The sequence below is a fragment of the Pantoea sp. X-Soil-MYKO-1289 genome (genome assembly GCF_059730625.1).
Map to the genome: position 1 here is coordinate 2,065,005 of NZ_AP036004.1, position 15,714 is coordinate 2,080,718.

The 15,714-nt window shown below is 60.5% G+C and carries 16 protein-coding genes; 7 read left to right on the forward strand and 9 right to left on the reverse strand.

Features of this window, described 5'->3' with window-relative positions; all coding sequences use genetic code 11:
- Positions 1-37 precede the first annotated feature (37 nt).
- The 4 genes from rhaM to rhaB are packed head-to-tail and all read right to left on the reverse strand — an operon-like array spanning position 38 to position 3,915.
- Complete coding sequence (gene rhaM / locus AC6I7Z_RS10010) at positions 38-352, reverse strand: L-rhamnose mutarotase (protein WP_497814091.1); 315 nt, start codon at positions 350-352, stop codon at positions 38-40.
- Positions 342-1,184, reverse strand: a complete 843-nt coding sequence (gene rhaD / locus AC6I7Z_RS10015; RefSeq protein ID WP_497814092.1) for a rhamnulose-1-phosphate aldolase — start codon at positions 1,182-1,184, stop codon at positions 342-344. Before rhaD ends, rhaM begins: the two co-directional genes overlap by 11 nt.
- A gap of 9 nt (positions 1,185-1,193) precedes the next feature.
- A complete protein-coding gene (locus AC6I7Z_RS10020) occupies positions 1,194-2,450 on the reverse strand; it encodes an L-rhamnose isomerase (protein WP_497814093.1) in 1,257 nt (418 codons plus the stop codon).
- Positions 2,434-3,915 carry a rhamnulokinase gene (gene rhaB, locus AC6I7Z_RS10025; protein ID WP_497814094.1) on the reverse strand — a complete coding sequence of 494 codons (1,482 nt, stop codon included), beginning with the start codon at positions 3,913-3,915 and terminating at the stop codon, positions 2,434-2,436. Before rhaB ends, AC6I7Z_RS10020 begins: the two co-directional genes overlap by 17 nt.
- Before the next feature lie 290 nt (positions 3,916-4,205).
- Between rhaB and rhaS the strand changes: the two genes are divergently transcribed.
- Both rhaS and rhaR read left to right on the forward strand, forming a co-directional pair.
- Positions 4,206-5,027 carry an HTH-type transcriptional activator RhaS gene (rhaS, locus tag AC6I7Z_RS10030; protein WP_497814095.1) on the forward strand — a complete coding sequence of 274 codons (822 nt, stop codon included), beginning with the start codon at positions 4,206-4,208 and terminating at the stop codon, positions 5,025-5,027.
- A gap of 12 nt (positions 5,028-5,039) precedes the next feature.
- Positions 5,040-5,912 carry an HTH-type transcriptional activator RhaR gene (rhaR, locus tag AC6I7Z_RS10035; RefSeq protein WP_497814096.1) on the forward strand — a complete coding sequence of 291 codons (873 nt, stop codon included), beginning with the start codon at positions 5,040-5,042 and terminating at the stop codon, positions 5,910-5,912.
- Between the two features lie 181 nt (positions 5,913-6,093).
- Here the strand turns inward: rhaR and rhaT are convergent, their stop codons facing one another.
- Positions 6,094-7,128 (reverse strand): L-rhamnose/proton symporter RhaT, encoded by a 1,035-nt coding sequence (gene rhaT, locus AC6I7Z_RS10040; RefSeq protein ID WP_033747132.1) that lies wholly within the window; start codon positions 7,126-7,128, stop codon positions 6,094-6,096.
- A gap of 356 nt (positions 7,129-7,484) precedes the next feature.
- On the opposite strand from rhaT, the gene AC6I7Z_RS10045 reads away from it, so the two are divergent.
- The gene (locus AC6I7Z_RS10045) at positions 7,485-7,808 is read left to right on the forward strand and encodes a hypothetical protein (protein WP_497814097.1); all 324 of its coding nucleotides are present in this window, start codon (positions 7,485-7,487) and stop codon (positions 7,806-7,808) included.
- Positions 7,809-7,829: 21 nt separating this feature from the next.
- On the forward strand, positions 7,830-7,928 hold the full coding sequence (locus tag AC6I7Z_RS10050) for a YoaK family small membrane protein (protein ID WP_143806249.1): 99 nt from the start codon (positions 7,830-7,832) through the stop codon (positions 7,926-7,928).
- Position 7,929: 1 nt separating this feature from the next.
- On the opposite strand, the gene AC6I7Z_RS10055 is transcribed toward AC6I7Z_RS10050, so the two are convergent.
- A complete protein-coding gene (locus AC6I7Z_RS10055; RefSeq protein WP_033747127.1) occupies positions 7,930-8,196 on the reverse strand; it encodes a DksA/TraR family C4-type zinc finger protein in 267 nt (88 codons plus the stop codon).
- A 240-nt stretch (positions 8,197-8,436) separates the two neighbouring features.
- Between AC6I7Z_RS10055 and aldA the strand changes: the two genes are divergently transcribed.
- Positions 8,437-9,876: an aldehyde dehydrogenase gene (gene aldA / locus AC6I7Z_RS10060; RefSeq protein ID WP_497814098.1), complete on the forward strand. Its 1,440-nt coding sequence runs from the start codon at positions 8,437-8,439 to the stop codon at positions 9,874-9,876.
- A gap of 148 nt (positions 9,877-10,024) precedes the next feature.
- Positions 10,025-10,234, forward strand: a complete 210-nt coding sequence (locus tag AC6I7Z_RS10065) for a hypothetical protein (RefSeq protein ID WP_497814099.1) — start codon at positions 10,025-10,027, stop codon at positions 10,232-10,234.
- A gap of 44 nt (positions 10,235-10,278) precedes the next feature.
- Here AC6I7Z_RS10065 and AC6I7Z_RS10070 read toward each other — a convergent pair whose 3' ends face one another.
- Both AC6I7Z_RS10070 and AC6I7Z_RS10075 read right to left on the reverse strand, forming a co-directional pair.
- Complete coding sequence (locus tag AC6I7Z_RS10070; RefSeq protein ID WP_497814100.1) at positions 10,279-11,553, reverse strand: MFS transporter; 1,275 nt, start codon at positions 11,551-11,553, stop codon at positions 10,279-10,281.
- Positions 11,550-12,971 (reverse strand): M20 family metallopeptidase, encoded by a 1,422-nt coding sequence (locus tag AC6I7Z_RS10075; protein ID WP_497814101.1) that lies wholly within the window; start codon positions 12,969-12,971, stop codon positions 11,550-11,552. The genes AC6I7Z_RS10070 and AC6I7Z_RS10075 overlap by 4 nt, the downstream gene beginning before the upstream one ends.
- Before the next feature lie 153 nt (positions 12,972-13,124).
- Between AC6I7Z_RS10075 and AC6I7Z_RS10080 the strand changes: the two genes are divergently transcribed.
- The gene (locus tag AC6I7Z_RS10080) at positions 13,125-14,033 is read left to right on the forward strand and encodes a LysR family transcriptional regulator (RefSeq protein WP_497814102.1); all 909 of its coding nucleotides are present in this window, start codon (positions 13,125-13,127) and stop codon (positions 14,031-14,033) included.
- Here the strand turns inward: AC6I7Z_RS10080 and AC6I7Z_RS10085 are convergent, their stop codons facing one another.
- Positions 14,034-15,623 carry an ABC transporter substrate-binding protein gene (locus AC6I7Z_RS10085; RefSeq protein WP_497814103.1) on the reverse strand — a complete coding sequence of 530 codons (1,590 nt, stop codon included), beginning with the start codon at positions 15,621-15,623 and terminating at the stop codon, positions 14,034-14,036.
- Positions 15,624-15,714 lie beyond the last annotated feature (91 nt).

Genomic DNA, 15,714 nt, shown 5'->3' on the forward strand with positions numbered 1-15,714 from the left:
AGGGCGGGAATGTTCCCGCCCTGCTCGTTTGCGACCCTTACTCGAGAAAGAAGACCGGCTTCAGCACCTGGCTAACCGGACTGTTGTCGGGATTGCTCGGCATGAGATCCTTCATCGAGGCCCACCAGCGCTGGCATACTTCCGTCTGCGCCACCGCGTTCCAGCGCTCTTCCGACTCGATCTCCACGCTGGCGAACAGCAGATGCCGTTCGGCGTCCAGCCAGATAGCGTAGTTGTGCGCGCCGTGCGCCTTGAGCGTTTGCGCCAGCTCCGGCCAGATGGGCGAATGGCGACGCTCATACTCCTGATGGCAGTCGGCATTCACCTGCATGACAAAGGCTTTACGCAGCATTGGCTGGCCCCGCGTCAAGCGCCGCCTGCCACGGCTTAACGTTGAAGCGTTTGCCCAGCGCCACCAGCTGTTCGGTCGTGATGCTCTGGCGGATGCCGCCCATCGACAGCACCTTCACGATCACTTCGGACGATTTCTCTGCGGTGTCGATCAGGCCGAAGGTTTCATCCAGCGTCGGGCCGGCGCCGAAGATGCCGTGGAACGGCCACATCACGATGCTGTGAGACGCCATCTGATCGGCTGTCGCCTGACCGATTTCATCGGTGCCCGGCACCATCCACGGCAGAATGCCGACGCCGTCCGGGAACACCACCAGACATTCGGTGCTGCCTTCCCACAGCAGGCGGGTAAAGCGCGCCGAATCGAGCTCCACCACGTAGCTCAGCGACATAAAGTTGGTGGCGTGGCAGTGCATGATCACGCGATCCGCGCCGCCGGAGACCGCTTTGCGCACGCAGTGAGACTGGAAGTGCGACGCCAGCTCGGAGGTCGGCAACCCGCCGTTGCTCAACCCCCAGTGAATTTTATAAGAGAGACCTTGCTCGTCGACTTTCAACAGCGCCAGGCTGTCGGCGGGATCGAGCTGCACGTTGCGGAAAAACTTGCCCGATCCGGTGACAAGGAACCAGCAGTTGGCCAGCTCAGGCGCCGGTTTCGTCAGCTCAACGCAGCGCGGCTCGGCATAAAAGTCGCCGGCGAAAGGCTTTACTTCCTCTTCCAGCAGGCGCAGCGACACGTTGCCGCCGTTACGTTCGTCCCAGCCCTTCAGCCACATATCGCTGGTGGCTTTAACCATTCCCTGTACAAACCAGGATGAAAGAATGCTTTGCATAGTGAACCCTTAACGTTGATTCAGAATTTGTTTTTCATAGTGACGCACATCGCCTAACCAGCTGGCGTCGGCGGGCACGTCGTGGCGCAGGCACCAGGCTTCCCATACCGCCTGCCACGGCAGCGATTTTTGCTCTTCCAGCAGCGCCAGGCGCGCGGTGTAGTCTCCGGCGGCTTCGCTCTGACGCAGGCGATCGGTCGGCTCCAGCAGCGCGCGCAGCAGCGCTTTCTTGGTGTTGCGCGTGCCGATCACCCAGGCGGCGATGCGGTTAATCGAGGCGTCGAAGAAGTCGAGGCCGATATGCACCTTGTCGAACAGCTGGTGGCGCACGATTTCGCTGGCGATCGCCTGGGTTTCATCGTCGAGCAGCACCACATGGTCGCTGTCCCAGCGCACCGGACGGCTGACGTGCAGCAGCAGGCGCGGCACATAGAGCATGGCGGTGGAGATCTTGTCGGAGATCACCTCGGTCGGATGGAAGTGGCCGGCGTCCAGCGTCAGCGCGGTCTGACGGCTGGTGGCGTAGCCCATAAAGAACTCGTTGGAGCCGACGGTGTAGCTTTCCGCGCCGATGCCGAACAGCTTGCTCTCGACCGCGTCGATATGGTGCTGCGGGCTGAGCTTCTCGGCGATCACCTCATCCAGCGCGCTCAGCAGACGCTGACGCGGCGCCAGCCGATCCACGGTGAGATCTTTCATGCCGTCCGGCACCCAGATATTCATCACCGACGGCGTGCCGAGCTGCTCGCCAAAGTAAGCCGATACGCGACGGCTCGCCTTGCAGTGATCGATCCAGAACTGGCGGATCGCCTTGTCGGCGTGCGACAGGGTGAATCCGTCGGCGCTCAGCGGATGCGAAAAGCAGCTCGGGTTAAAATCGAGCCCCAGCTTCTGCTGCTTCGCCCACTCCACCCAGTTGGCGAAGTGCTTCGGCTCGATGGCGTCGCGATCCACCGGCGACTCGCTCTCCAGATAGATGGCGTGCAGGTTCAGACGTTTGGGGCCGGGGATCAGCGACATCGCTTTTTCCAGGTCGGCGCGCAGCTCAGCGGCGTTGCGCGCTTTGCCGGGATAATTGCCCGTCGCCTGAATGCCGCCGGTCAGCGCGCCCTGCGGGTTCTCAAAGCCGCGCACGTCGTCGCCCTGCCAGCAGTGCATGGAGACGGGGACGCTGTCCAGGCGCGCCATCGCCTGTTCGACATCCACGCCGATATCGGCATAACGTTGTTTAGCCAGCTCAAAGGCTTGCTCAATCAGCTTTGTCATATGCGAGTTCCTTAGCAGGCTGACTCAGCGCCGAAAAGCGTGCCTGGCAGGCACGAAAGGCGCTGTTGGTCAGCGGTTCAAATGTCTTCAGAGGGAAGTTGTTTTCTACGCAGCGGCGGAAATCCGCCACGTCGGTAAGTTCGCCTAAGGCGATAAGCTGGCAGCCAACGTTGCCCAACGTCGAGGCTTCGACCGGCCCGGCCAGCACCGGGATTTCGCAGGCGTCGGCGCAGAGCTGGTTAAGAAACTGGTTCTGGCTGCCGCCGCCCACCACGTGCAGCTGGCGAAACGCCCCGCCGCGCAGCGCGGCCAGCTCGTCGATCACCTCGCGGTAGAGCAGCGCGAGGCTGTCGAAAATACAGCGCGCCAGCGCGGCGGCGGACTGCGGCACCGCCATATGCTGTTCGGCGCAGGCGTTCTGAATTTCGCTGACCATGCTGTCGGGGTTAATAAAGCGCGCGTCGTTGGGATTGATCAGCGCGCGGCAGGCCGGCTCTTGCGCCGTCTCGGCGATCAGCGCGCAGAGATCGTCGATTTGCAGCTCGGCGCAGACCCGCTGCAGCAGCCAAAGCCCCATGATGTTTTTCAGCACGCGATAGCCTTCGGCGCCGCCCTCATTGGTGATGTTGGCTTTAAGCGCATGCGCAGAGGCGTAAGGCAGCAGGCTTTCGAATCCCATCAGCGACCAGGTACCGGAGCTGAGATAGGCCGCGTTGTCCTGGGTCAGCGGCGTGGCGAGCACCGCGCTGGCGGTGTCGTGGGTGGTGACGGCGATGACCGGGATCTCGACGCCGCGGGCGTTCTGCCAGCAGCCGATAACATTGCCCGGCGACGTCGGTTTGCCGAACCAGGCGGGCGACGCGCCTGCCCAGTCGAGCAGTTCGGCGTCCCATTCGCCGCTTTCGATATTCAGCAGCTGCGTGGTGGTGGCGTTGGTGTACTCCCAGTTAAGCTTGCCCGTCAGGCGATAGTGCAGATAGTCAGGGATCATCAGCGCGTAGGCGACCTTCTCTTTCCAGTCTGGCTGTTGCTGGCTCAGGGCGCGGAACTGATAAAGGGTATTGAACGGCAGAAACTGAATGCCGGTGCGGGCGTAGATCGCCTCTTTGCCCAGCTCGCGCAGCGCCTGCTCCATCACGCCGTGGGTGCGTTTGTCGCGATAGCTCACCGCTTCGCCGACGCGGTTGCCCACGTTATCCAGCAGCACCATATCGACGCCCCAGGTGTCGATGCCGATGCTGTCCGGCACGATATTCTCCTCGTCCAGCTGCGCCAGCCCGGCGCGGATTTCGCGCTCCAGATGATCGAGGTCCCAGCAGTCATAGCCGGCGCGGCGTTCGCGGCGGCTGGCGAAACGACGCACTTCGCGCAGATCGATTTGCTGTGATGCGGCGTCCCACCGGGCGAGCATCACGCGTCCGCTGGATGCGCCCAAATCAACCGCAACGATATTTCGCTTACTCATGGCCCGTTCTTCCTTAGATATGATGCTGACAGAGTAGGAACCTTGAGCGCGCGCCACCTTCCCCGTACTGCCAGCGCCGCAACGCCGCTGGCAGGTTTGCAAAGAAGTTCGTGAGAGAGATCACAGAGGCGCAAGGGCGACGGATGTGAGCTTCGCCGCAATTCTTTTAACTGGTGGGAATATCTTGAAAAAAAAGCGAATTTCCTGCGCTTCGCGGTTGAAAATTCAAGGTCAGCCGCGCGGGCGCTGAGTAGACTCGGTTACGCTTTTGTTAAACGACCGAGGCTCCAATGACGATTTTACACAGCGCCGATTTCTTCCCTCAGGGCGACTACGCCATCGCTATCGAACCCCGGGTGCCGCAGCAGGCGTTTCCCGAACATCACCACGATTTTCATGAAATCGTGCTGGTGGAACAGGGTTCGGGGATCCACGTTTTTAACGGACAGCCGCAAACGCTGTGCGCCGGCTGCGTCTGCTTCGTGCGCGATCACGATCGCCATCTGTATGAACAGACAGAGAATCTCTGCCTGACCAACGTGCTTTACCGCAGCCCGGGCGCGTTTCGCTTTCTCTCGGGACTGCAGGCGCTGCTGCCGAACGATCAAGACGGCAGCTACGCGTCGCACTGGCGGATAAATAATAAAGTCATGACGCAGGCGCTGGATGTGGTGGCGAAGATGCGGCAGGATGATGGCTGGTCGCTGGAGAAGCAGGCGCGACAAGAGCAGCTCTTTTTGCAGCTGCTGGTTTTGCTGCGCGAAGCGTGCCGCAACGAACAGGCGCAGGATCAGGAGGCGCGTCTGCACCGCCTGCTCGACTGGCTTAACGATCACTACAGTGAAGAAATTTTGTGGGAAGCGCTGGCCGACCGCTTTTCGCTGTCGCTGCGCACGCTGCACCGTCAGATGAAGCAGCAGACCGGCAATACGCCGCAGCGCTATCTGAACCGTCTGCGTCTGCTGCAGGCGCGCCACCTGCTGCGCCACAGCGATCTGCGCATCACCGATATCGCCTTTCAGTGCGGCTTCGGCGACAGCAACCATTTCTCCACCCTGTTTCGGCGTGAATTTGGCTGCGCCCCGCGAGCGGAGCGCCAGCAGATGATGTAAAAGGAGCACGCGATGACGCTGATACTGAGTCGGGACGACTATTTTGCCGCCCCAGGCCTGCCGGTTACGGTGGCTGAACGTATGCCGCAACCCTCTTTTCCCCCTCACCGGCATGAGTTCAGCGAAATTGTCATCGTCTGGCGCGGCAACGGCCTGCATATCCTCAACGATCGCCCCTGGCTGATAACCTGCGGCGACGTCTTCTATATCCGCGACCAGGATTGCCACAGCTACGACAGCGTCAACGATCTGGTGCTGGATAATATACTTTACTGCCGCGATCGCTTCGGTCTGGCTCTCGACTGGACGCAACTCCTGCCGCCGCAGGGCATCGACGCGCCGGGCTGCTGGCGGCTGACCACGCGCGGCATGGCGCTGGCGCGCGGCGTTATCAGCCAGCTGGAGCGTGAGAGCCGCAAGAGCGATCCCCTCTCTATTCAGCTGACGGAAGCGCTCTTTTTGCAGCTGGCGTTGATCCTGCGTCGTCACGGCTATGCGGCGGATCGCCCCTGGGCGCTGCCGGAGGGGGAACAGCTCGATCTGCTGATGTCGGCGCTGCAGGGCGCGGTGGCGCGTCCCTTCGACCTGACAGCGTTTTGTCAGCAGAATTCGCTGAATGAGCGCGCGCTAAAGCAGCTGTTTCGTCAGCAGACCGGCATGACGGTCGGCCACTACCTGCGTCAGCTACAGCTTTGTCAGGCGAAGCATCTGCTGCGCACCCAGGACTGCCTGATCGGTGAAGTGGCGGCGCGCTGCGGTTTTGACGACAGCAACTACTTTTCGGTGGTGTTTACGCGCGACACCGGCTTGACCCCCAGCGCCTGGCGCCAGCAGTTTGTGCCGCAGCGATCGGGAAGTGCGACGCAAGACAGAGCGCCCTCTTAACCGTTTATCTCTCAGGCAGCGCCCTATGCCTGCGAGCGCGGGCCAGACAATTGCAAAAACGCAAAAAGCGGCATCCATGCCGGCTCGTCCCGCAACATCCCTGTTGCTGCTCCTTAGGCCTTGCTGGCCACGCGGGCAGGTTATTTGCAAACCAGAACCTGCTTGTTTTACTCCTGCAGACTTACGCGGCCATGCCAAGCCCAACGATATTGGCGGCAATAATAATCACCACGCAGCCGATGGAGAGCACACCGACTGGACGACGCCCGGCCGACTTCCACTCTTTCATCAGCAGACCCACCAGCCCGCCGCACAGCACGTAGAGGCTCATATGCAGCATCCAGCTGACGTAGTCATACTGCGGCGGAATGCTGGCGTGGCCCCAGGCGTAGAAGAAAAACTGCAGATACCACATGGTGCCGCCCAGCACCGCAAAGGCGATATTGGCGATCAGCAGCGGCTTCGCCACTGAGAGATCCCGGCGCAGCGACAGTTCCGGCTTCATCGCCAGGCGGATAAAGCAGAACGCCAGATTGACCAGCGCCCCGCCGCCCATGATCACCACATAGCTTGGCAGCGCGACGTAGAGCGGATCGATGCCCAGCTGGGCCGCCGCTTCATGCATCGGTTTAGCCGCATCCATCGCGAACGACATGCCTGCTGAAAAGATGCCGCACATTACCGCCAGCACCAGCCCTTTCTTCAGGTTGAACTCCTCGGCATTGATCCCCAGCGCGCGCTCCTTCAGCAGACCGGCGCGCGAAACGATGGCGACGCCCACCAGCGCCACGGCGACGCCGAGCAGCGTTAAACGGCCGCCGGTTGAGGCGAACAGTTCGCCGAAGCGCCCCTGGATCAGCGGCGTCATCAGGGTGCCGACCACCAGCGTAATGCCGATAGCGATGCCGATGCCCATCGACATGCCGAGATAGCGCATCGTCAGGCCGTAATTAATATTGCCGATGCCCCACATCGCGCCGAACAGAAACACCGGCAGCAGCTGAGAGAAGCTAAAGCTGCCGTAATAAGCCCAGAAGTTCGGCAGCAGCACGGCGCTTACCGCCCAGGGCAGGATCAGCCAGGACATAAAGCCGCCTATCGACCACATCGTTTCCCATGACCACTTTTTCACCTGTTTAAACGGCGCGTAGAAACACGCGGCGCTGGCAGCTCCGACGAGATGCCAGAAGATACCTGCAATAATGGCACTGTTCATTGTTATTCCTTGCATAAGGTTGAGGCCTACAGGAAACCCGGTTCCTGATTAGCAGGCAGTCTACGGCGCGCCTGAACGCCTCAGCCTTTGAATGGCTGCCGACCGCAAAGCCGAAATGGCAATATCCGCCGGTTACTCCTTACGCGGATCACAGTTTCGACTTTGTCGGACTGGCAGCAAATTAATCCTTTAAGTGACTTATTATTCAGGTTTTTTTTGAAAAATGCTGTGCCGCGCAGCACATTTATCAGCTGGCTGCCGCTTTTTCCTCGCTCCTGGCAGCAGCAGAAAGATCGCTTCACTAATGGCGCTTAACGCCGTATAAAACGTAGAAAATCTTCAACGCCGGAATAGAGATGACGGGTAAATGGTTAACGCTGTTCTTAACGCGTGCGGTGAGTCGCGTGATGCTGGACGATCTGCGCGCCATCCTGCCCGCCAGCGCACTTAAGATCTTTATTAATGGACTGGAAGAGGCGCAGTACGCCACGCTGGAATGCCAGCAGGCGGAAGAGAATTGCGCGCTGATCGCCTCTGCGCTGGTGGTGTGGCGTCAGCTGGGCCAGGTGCACAGCATTACCTATAAAAAAGGCGAAGTGCTGCGCGACGTCAGCGACGCCAGCCAGTTTCAACTATTTAGCATGCTGAAAACGCACCGCGCGGTGATGCAGGTCGCCTGACGCGGAGATAACGAGGTTTCTATGAGAGTGGGTATTCTGTTTCCGATCGCGATTATCGTCGCTGGCGTCGGCTTTCTGGCATGGTTTATTGGCAGCGGACTCGCCATGCCAGGTTCCTGAGCTAGCGCAGCTGACTGTCTTTACTGCCGCGGCGGTTGAAGAGCGCGCTGCCCTTTAGCTCTTTATCGTGCTCCTGCTGACACGCCAGGCAGAAGCGCACGCCCGGCACCGCCTCACGGCGCGCCTGCGGGATCGGCTCGCCGCACTCGTCGCAAAATTCCGCGCTTTCGCCCTTGCTCATGGTGCCGCGCACGCGCGCAATCTCATCGTTAACCGTACTTTCGATCTGTTCCTGAACGGCGCCGTCTGACGCCCATCCGCTAGCCATAACATCCTCCTCATGCCTCCTGAAAGTGTTGGCCCAAATTCCGTTTTGCGCAACCTGGTGAAGATATGCGGGCCAACACCGCTGAATACAACCTTTTGCCTCCCTTATCGCCCTAATCTGCGTCTGTTTGCCAGCGCCACGCCGCCTGTGGCAATCAGACTAAGGTGTCCCCTGCCATTTTGTTTCACGCTGCATTTATAAAACATTTTATTAACGTACCCGACATCGGAGATTCGGCAGATGACAACAGAACTCAAACATTACATTAACGGTGAGTTTGTCGCGCACGGCGCAGACAGCTGGATTGAGGTGATCAACCCCGCCACCGAAGCGCTGCTGGCGCGCATACCTGAAGGCTGCGCGCAGGACGCCAGCCGCGCGATTGACGCCGCCGAAGCTGCGCAGCCGTCATGGGAGGCGCTGCCCGCCGTGGAGCGCGGCGGCTGGCTGCGCAAGCTGGCGACCGCTATTCGCGATCGTGAGCCGGAACTGACCGCCACCATCGTTGCAGAAGGCGGCAAAACGCAGGGACTGGCGCAGACCGAGGTGCTGTTCACCGCAGATTATCTGGAATATATGGCCGAATGGGCGCGCCGCTATGAAGGCGAGATCGTCAACAGCGATCGGCCTGACGAAAATATTTTCGTCTTTAAAAAGGCGATCGGCGTGACTACCGGCATTCTGCCGTGGAACTTCCCTTTCTTTTTGATCGCCCGTAAAGCCGCGCCTGCGCTGATCACTGGCAATACCATCGTGATCAAGCCCAGCGAGCTGACGCCGCTTAACGCCGGCATCTTTGCCGAGATCGTTCATCACATTGGCCTGCCGCCGGGCGTGATTAACATTGTCTATGGTTACGGCCCGGAGATTGGGCAAGAGCTGGCTGCAAACGCGAAGGTGGGTCTGGTCAGCCTGACCGGCAGCGTCGGCGCAGGCGTCGCCACCATGACGGCAGCGGCGAAGAACGTGACTAAAGTGTCGCTGGAGCTGGGCGGCAAGGCGCCCGCCATCGTGATGGAAGATGCCGACATCGAGCTAGCGGTTAAGGCGATCGTCAGCTCCCGCGTGATCAACAGCGGCCAGGTATGCAACTGCGCGGAGCGCGTCTATGTGCAGGAGGGCATTTACGATCGCTTTATGACCGCGTTAACCGAGGCGTTCAAAGGCGTAACCTTCGGCGATCCGGCGGAGCAGCGCGATCTGGATATGGGGCCGCTGATTAACGCCGCCGCGCTGGCGCGCGTCGAGAAGAAAGTGGCGGACGCCGTGGCGGCGGGCGGCAAGGTGGTGCTGGGCGGCAAGCGCGCCGGCGAAAAAGGCTTCTTTTTTCAGCCGACGATTATCGCTGACGTCCGTCAGGATATGGAGATTATGCGCGAGGAGATCTTTGGGCCGGTGCTGCCGGTGATGACCTTTAAAACGCTGGACGAGGCCATTGCGCTGGCCAACGACTGCGAGTACGGCCTCACCTCCTCTCTCTATACGCGGGATCTGAATACCACCCTGGTGGCGCTGCGTAAGCTGAAGTTCGGCGAAACCTACGTGAACCGCGAGAATTTTGAGGCGATGCAGGGGTTCCATGCGGGCTGGCGCAAATCGGGCATCGGCGGCGCCGACGGTCGCCATGGGCTGGAGGAGTATCTGCAGACGCACGTCGCCTATCTGCAGTTTTCGCTGTAATGACAAGCCGCCCAATGGGCGGCTTTCTCGTTCGGTGAGAACACAATTTTGTGAAGCCGAACAGATAAAAATGATTGCTGCCGTTAATATAAAGCCACATATTCATGATGGGTATTGACCCGATAATTATTTTGACAAGGAGAGCAAAATGGCTTTAAGCGATCATGAATATGTCAATTTTTCTGAAGACTATGAGCTTAATTATCATCTACGTAAGGTCGATAAGCAGCAAACCTCCGGTAATCGCGCAACCCTTTGCACAATGGGCGTAGAACTCAAGGGGCAACTGGGTAAGACCTTCCTGACCCACGCAGAATTCCATACTTATATCCTGACCCAGCTTCATCGACTCACCTGAAACCGCGCGGTTCGTCAGGCTGCCCTTGTCGGGCAGCCTGTTTTTCACGCTACGCGCGACCGGCTACGCAGCAGCGCCGCGGCGCTCAGCAGCGATACCGCCATCAGGTAGTAGCCCGGCGCGAGACTGCTGCCGGTGGCGTTTATCAGCAGCGTGCAAACCAGCGGCGCGAAGCCGCCGAATATCGTCACCGCGACGTTATAGCCGATCGCCATGCCGCTGGCGCGCGTGCCGGCGGGAAAGAGATCCGCCATCACCGACGGCACGGTGGAAAAATAGATCGATTTCAGCAGCGCCATCCATCCCACCAGCAGCATCAGCGTCAGCGCCGACGTGTGATTCACCATATAGCGGAAGGCGGGATAGATGGTCACCAGCAACAGCAGCAGCGAACCCCACATCAGCGGCACGCGCCCTACGCGCTCGGCCCACAAGCCCATCAGCGGCGTCACAAGGGTGAGGATCGCCCCCGCCAGCAGCGTGGCGCTAAACGCGACGCTGCCCGGCAGATGCAGCGTTTTGGTGGCGTAGGTCGGCACATAGTTCAGCATGTAGTTAACCGCCGTTGAGATCACCATCAGCCCGATCGCCAGCAGCAGCAGCTCTTTCTGACTGCTGAACAGCTGTTTCAACGGCGCCGCGCTTTTCTCCTGCTGCGCAAAGCTGGCCGGCTCATGAACGTGGCGGCGGATATAGATCCCCAGCGGACCGATCAGCAGACCAAAAGCGAAGGGAATGCGCCAGCCCCAGGACTGAATCTGCGCCTCGCTCAGGATCTGCGTCAGCCCGAGGCCGAAGGCGGAAGCCATCAGCGTGCTTGCGCCCTGCGTCGCGAACTGCCAGCTGGCGATAAAGGCTTTGCGCTCGGGAAAATGCTCCACCAGAAACGCCGTCGAGCTGCCGAACTCGCCGCCCGCTGAAAAGCCCTGGATCAGGCGCGCCAGCATGATCAGCAGCGGCGCCGCCAGCCCGATGGTGCCGTATTCCGGCATAAAGGTGATGATCGCGCCGCCCAGCATCATCAGATTGATAGAGAGCAGCAGCGCCTTTTTGCGGCCGTGGCGGTCGGCGTAGTTGCCCAGCACCACCGCGCCGAGCGGACGGATAAGAAAAGAGACGCCAAAGCTGCCGAAGGTTAACAGCAGCGACACGGAGGCGTCGCGGGAAGGGAAAAAGGCGTGGGCGATATAGCTGGCGAAAAAGCCGTAGACCGCAATATCGAACCACTCCAGCGCGTTGCCGATACAGGTGGCGAACAGGGTTTTGTGCAGGCTCGGCTTCGCCTGAACCTGCGTTGCTGCTTGCGTCAGCGTGCTCATACGCGCGCTCCCTGGTAAGCCTGCTGCCGCGCCAGCAGCGCCTCGCCCTCTTCGCCCAGCTGCCAGAACAGCCGCGTCATAATCTGCAGCCCTTCGCGCGCTACGGACTTCAGCATATGCTCGTTGACGCCGTGCTGGCCGCAGGCGGGATAAGAGTGCGGCACCCACAGGGTCGGCAGGCCGAGGATCGCCGAAAAGACCTCGTTCGGCAGAGAACCGCCCAGGTTCGGCAACAGCGCCGGTTTTTTGCCGCTGCTGACGGCCATGCTATCCAGCGCCCAGGCGACCAGCGGGCTTTGCGGATCGAGACGCGTGGCGGGCGAGCCGCGCAAAAACTCGACCTGCACAGCGTCGAATCCGTGTGCGCGCAGATGCGCCTCGACGTGCGCCACCAGGTTTTCCCAGTCGGTGCCCACCACAAAGCGCAGCTGACACACCGCGGTCGCCTCGCCGGGGATCGCGTTCATCGGGCGCGCCGGGTTGCCGGTCTCGAAGGCCAGCACCTCTAGCGTGTTCCAGCCGTACAGGCGTTCCGCCGCCGTCAGGCCCGGCTCGCCCCAGCCGGCGTCCAGCGCCGGATCGCCCGGCATGCCGCCTACCTCGATATCGCTGAGAATGGCGCGTACCACCGCGCTCAGCGAGTCGGGCTTCAGCGCTTCGACCTGCAGCACGCCGCGCGCGTTGACCAGCGAGGCGATGGCGTTCGCCAGCTGGATGCCGGGATTGCTGAGCAGCCCGCCCCAGTTGCCGGAGTGATAGGCGTTGTCGCGCGCGCGGATGGTGAGACGAAAATTGGCCGCGCCGCGCGAGCCGAGAAACAGCGTCGGGCGCGGCGCGCTGACGCGCGGGCCGTCAGAGGCGATAAAGAGGTCGGCGTGCAGCAGCGCCTGCTGCTGGCGGCATAGATCGGCCAGACCCGGCGAGCTGATCTCTTCGCCCATCTCGAACAGGATCTTACAGTTAAAGCCGAGACGGCCGCCGCGCGCCTGATAAACCTGCTCCAGCGCCGCCAGATTGACGCAGTGCTGCCCTTTATTGTCGGCGCTGCCGCGGCCATACCAGCGATCGCCCTCTTCGATCAGCTGCCAGGGATTCAGGCCGTCGCGCCAGTTTTCATCGTCGCCGAACACCACGTCGCCGTGTCCGTAAACCAGCAGCGTCGGCAACGCCTCATCCTCGATGCGCGTCGCTACCAGAAAGGGAGGACTCTCCGCTGCCGGATTGTCGATAAAGTGCAGCGTAAAGCCAAGCGCCGCCAGCTGCGGCGCGATCTCCTGCTGCAAATAGTGAGTTAACTCGCCGTCGCGATCCGCCCGCTGGCTTTCGGTGGCGCACGCCACGCGACGCGCCAGAAGCCGCTGGAATTCACCGCTGTCGAAATAGCGCATCGCCTGTTGAATCGCCTGTTGTTCCGTCATGTTTGCCCTGTCTTTTTTATTGTGTGTTGCGCTATCTTTGCCAAAAGGCTGGCGTTGCCACAATTATCAATTTATCGACGTAGCCTTGCTTTAAAAGCAAAGCCAAAATGCCCGATAAAGAAGCATGCACCGTTGGGGTGCAGAGGAGAGAGGATGCTGAGCAGTGAAATCCGTTATTTCCTTGCCGTGGCCAACAGCGGTTCGCTGAGCGCGGCCAGCGAGCAGCTGTTTGTAGCGGTCTCCGCCATCAGCCGACAGATCCAGCGGCTGGAGGCGCAGGTGGGCGCGCCGCTGTTCGATCGTCACGCGCGCGGCATGGTGCTCAATGAGGCGGGAGAAATTTTTGCCCGTCAGGTACGGCAGAGCCAGCTGGATATGGAGTACGCGCTGGCGGAAATTAAGGGGCTGAAGGCGATACGCCGCACGCTTATTCGCGTCGCCTGCACCGACGGCATGGCGTTCAGCCTGCTGCCTGGCCTGCTGGCGGAGTTTCGCGCGCGGAATCCCGGCGTCTATTTCGCGCTAAAGGTAGAGAGCGCCCAGAGCGTAGCGGAACGCGTGCGCGCCGGGGAGTGCGACGTGGCGCTGCAGTTTAGCCTGCATCCAGAACGCGGCGTGGAAGTCATCGGCTCCTGGCCCGCGCCGGTGCTGCTGGCGATGCAGCAGGATCATCCGCTGGCGCAACAGCCGGTGACGCTGGAAGCGCTCAGCCACTACCCAATGGCGCTGCCGGAGCAGAACACCACGGTGCGGCAGCTGTTCGATCTCGCCTGCCAGATGCGCGGCTGCGTGATTGAACCGGTGCTGACCTGCGACTACTTCGCCACGCTCTATCAGTTTCTGCTCAATACCCCTGAGGCGATCACCATTAGCAGCGCGTTTACCCTGATCAACACAACGCAAACCCAGCATCTGGTGCTGCGCGAGATGGGCGTCGACCAGCTCAGCCAGCGCACGCTGCAGCTGCAGCGCGTGTCGGGACGACAGCGCAACGCGGCGCTGTCGCCCTTTCTCGCGTTTCTCCAGCAGCGTATCAGCGCGATCGCCGCCGGTCTGGCCTGATTACTCTTTTATATCGACCGGATAGAAGATGTGCTTGCCGAACGGGTCGATATCGTAGCCGCTCACCTCTTTGCGTACCGGCTCGAAGATGGTCGAGTGGGCAATCATCACCGCGGGCATCTGATCATGCATGATCTGCTGCGCCTGCAGGTAGAGCGCGGTGCGCTTGCCCTGATCCGGTTCGGCGCGCGCCGCGACGATCAGCTTTTCAAACGGCTGATAGCACCACTTCGAGGAGTTGGAACCGCCCTGGGTCGATTTGCAGCTGTAGAGCGGCCCGAAAAAGTTGTCGGGATCGCCGGTGGCGGTGGTCCATCCCATCAGCGCCGCCTGATGCTCGCCGCTGCGCACCCGCTTGAGATACTCGCCCCATTCGTAGGTGACAATAGAGGCCTTGATGCCGACCTTCGCCCAGTCCGCCTGAATCATCTCCGCCATACGGCGCGCGTTAGGGTTATAGGGACGGGAAACCGGCATCGCCCAGAGCGCGATTTCCGTGCCGGGCTTGATGCCCGCCTGCTGCAGCAGCGCTTTGGCTTTCTCGGGATCGTAGCTGTAATCCTTAAGGTCTCTGTTTTCGCTCCAGACGCCCGGCGGCAGAATGTTTTTCGCCGCGGTGCCGGTGCCTTTGAAAATCGCGTCGATAATCGCGGGTTTGTTGATCGCCATCGCCAGCGCCTGTCGCACCTCGACCTTATCCAGCGGCGCTTTGGTGGTATTGAACGCGAGGAAGCCGGTATTCAGCCCCGCCTTTTGCATCAGGTTGATCGCCGGATTGCTGCGCATTTTCTCCAGGTCGGCGGGATTCGGGAACGGCATGATCTGACATTCGCCCTTCTCCAGCTTGGCAAGCCGCACCGAGGCGTCGGGCGTAATGCTGAACACGATGCGGTCCAGCTTTGCCTTGCCCGCCCAGTAGTGCGGAAAAGCCTTATAGAGAATGCGCGAGTCTTTCTGATACTGCACCAGCTGGAACGGCCCGGTGCCGATGGGATCCATATCGACCTTCTCCGGCGTGCCCGCCTTCAGCATCTGGTCAGCATATTCAACCGAGTGAATCGAGGCGAAATACCAGGCGAGATCGGCAAGGAAAGGCGCCTCCGCGTGATTCAGGGTAAAGCGCACCGTGTGGTCGTCGACGCGATCGATACTCTTGATCAGGGTAGTTAACTCAAGGCTGTCGAAGTTAGCGTAGGTGCCGCCAGAGACGTTGTGGTAGGGATTTTTGCTATCCATCTGCCGCATAAAAGAGAAGATAACGTCGTCGGCGTTGAAATCGCGGCTGGGCTTGAAGACTTTATTGCTTTGAAAAGAGACGTTTTTGCGCAGGTGAAAGGTATAGACCTTGCCGTCCGGGCTTATCTCCCAGCTTTCCGCCAGGCTCGGCACCAGTTCGGTGGTGCCATATTTAAAATCCACCAGCCGGTTAAAGACCGGCACCGCGCTGGCGTCCACGCTGGTTCCCGAGGTGTAGAGCTGCGGATTGAAATTTTCCGGCGACCCTTCGGCGCAGTAAACCAGCGTTTTCGCGCCGGCATTATGCGCCAGGGTCGCGGTCAGCAACGCCAGCATCGCTATCTTCACTTTCATCATTTCCTCACTTTTTATTGACTTCCGTTGGTCAGATTCCCTAAATGATCCAGACGCTTTATGGATACCACGTTTTCGTAACATAACGAAT

Coding starts and splice junctions, on each gene's coding strand:
- rhaM (WP_497814091.1), bottom strand. CDS start 352: ATGCTGCGTAAAGCCTTTGTCATGCAGGTGAATGCCGACTGCCATCAG.
- rhaD (WP_497814092.1), bottom strand. CDS start 1,184: ATGCAAAGCATTCTTTCATCCTGGTTTGTACAGGGAATGGTTAAAGCC.
- AC6I7Z_RS10020 (WP_497814093.1), bottom strand. CDS start 2,450: ATGACAAAGCTGATTGAGCAAGCCTTTGAGCTGGCTAAACAACGTTAT.
- rhaB (WP_497814094.1), bottom strand. CDS start 3,915: ATGAGTAAGCGAAATATCGTTGCGGTTGATTTGGGCGCATCCAGCGGA.
- rhaS (WP_497814095.1), top strand. CDS start 4,206: ATGACGATTTTACACAGCGCCGATTTCTTCCCTCAGGGCGACTACGCC.
- rhaR (WP_497814096.1), top strand. CDS start 5,040: ATGACGCTGATACTGAGTCGGGACGACTATTTTGCCGCCCCAGGCCTG.
- rhaT (WP_033747132.1), bottom strand. CDS start 7,128: ATGAACAGTGCCATTATTGCAGGTATCTTCTGGCATCTCGTCGGAGCT.
- AC6I7Z_RS10045 (WP_497814097.1), top strand. CDS start 7,485: ATGACGGGTAAATGGTTAACGCTGTTCTTAACGCGTGCGGTGAGTCGC.
- AC6I7Z_RS10050 (WP_143806249.1), top strand. CDS start 7,830: ATGAGAGTGGGTATTCTGTTTCCGATCGCGATTATCGTCGCTGGCGTC.
- AC6I7Z_RS10055 (WP_033747127.1), bottom strand. CDS start 8,196: ATGGCTAGCGGATGGGCGTCAGACGGCGCCGTTCAGGAACAGATCGAA.
- aldA (WP_497814098.1), top strand. CDS start 8,437: ATGACAACAGAACTCAAACATTACATTAACGGTGAGTTTGTCGCGCAC.
- AC6I7Z_RS10065 (WP_497814099.1), top strand. CDS start 10,025: ATGGCTTTAAGCGATCATGAATATGTCAATTTTTCTGAAGACTATGAG.
- AC6I7Z_RS10070 (WP_497814100.1), bottom strand. CDS start 11,553: ATGAGCACGCTGACGCAAGCAGCAACGCAGGTTCAGGCGAAGCCGAGC.
- AC6I7Z_RS10075 (WP_497814101.1), bottom strand. CDS start 12,971: ATGACGGAACAACAGGCGATTCAACAGGCGATGCGCTATTTCGACAGC.
- AC6I7Z_RS10080 (WP_497814102.1), top strand. CDS start 13,125: ATGCTGAGCAGTGAAATCCGTTATTTCCTTGCCGTGGCCAACAGCGGT.
- AC6I7Z_RS10085 (WP_497814103.1), bottom strand. CDS start 15,623: ATGAAAGTGAAGATAGCGATGCTGGCGTTGCTGACCGCGACCCTGGCG.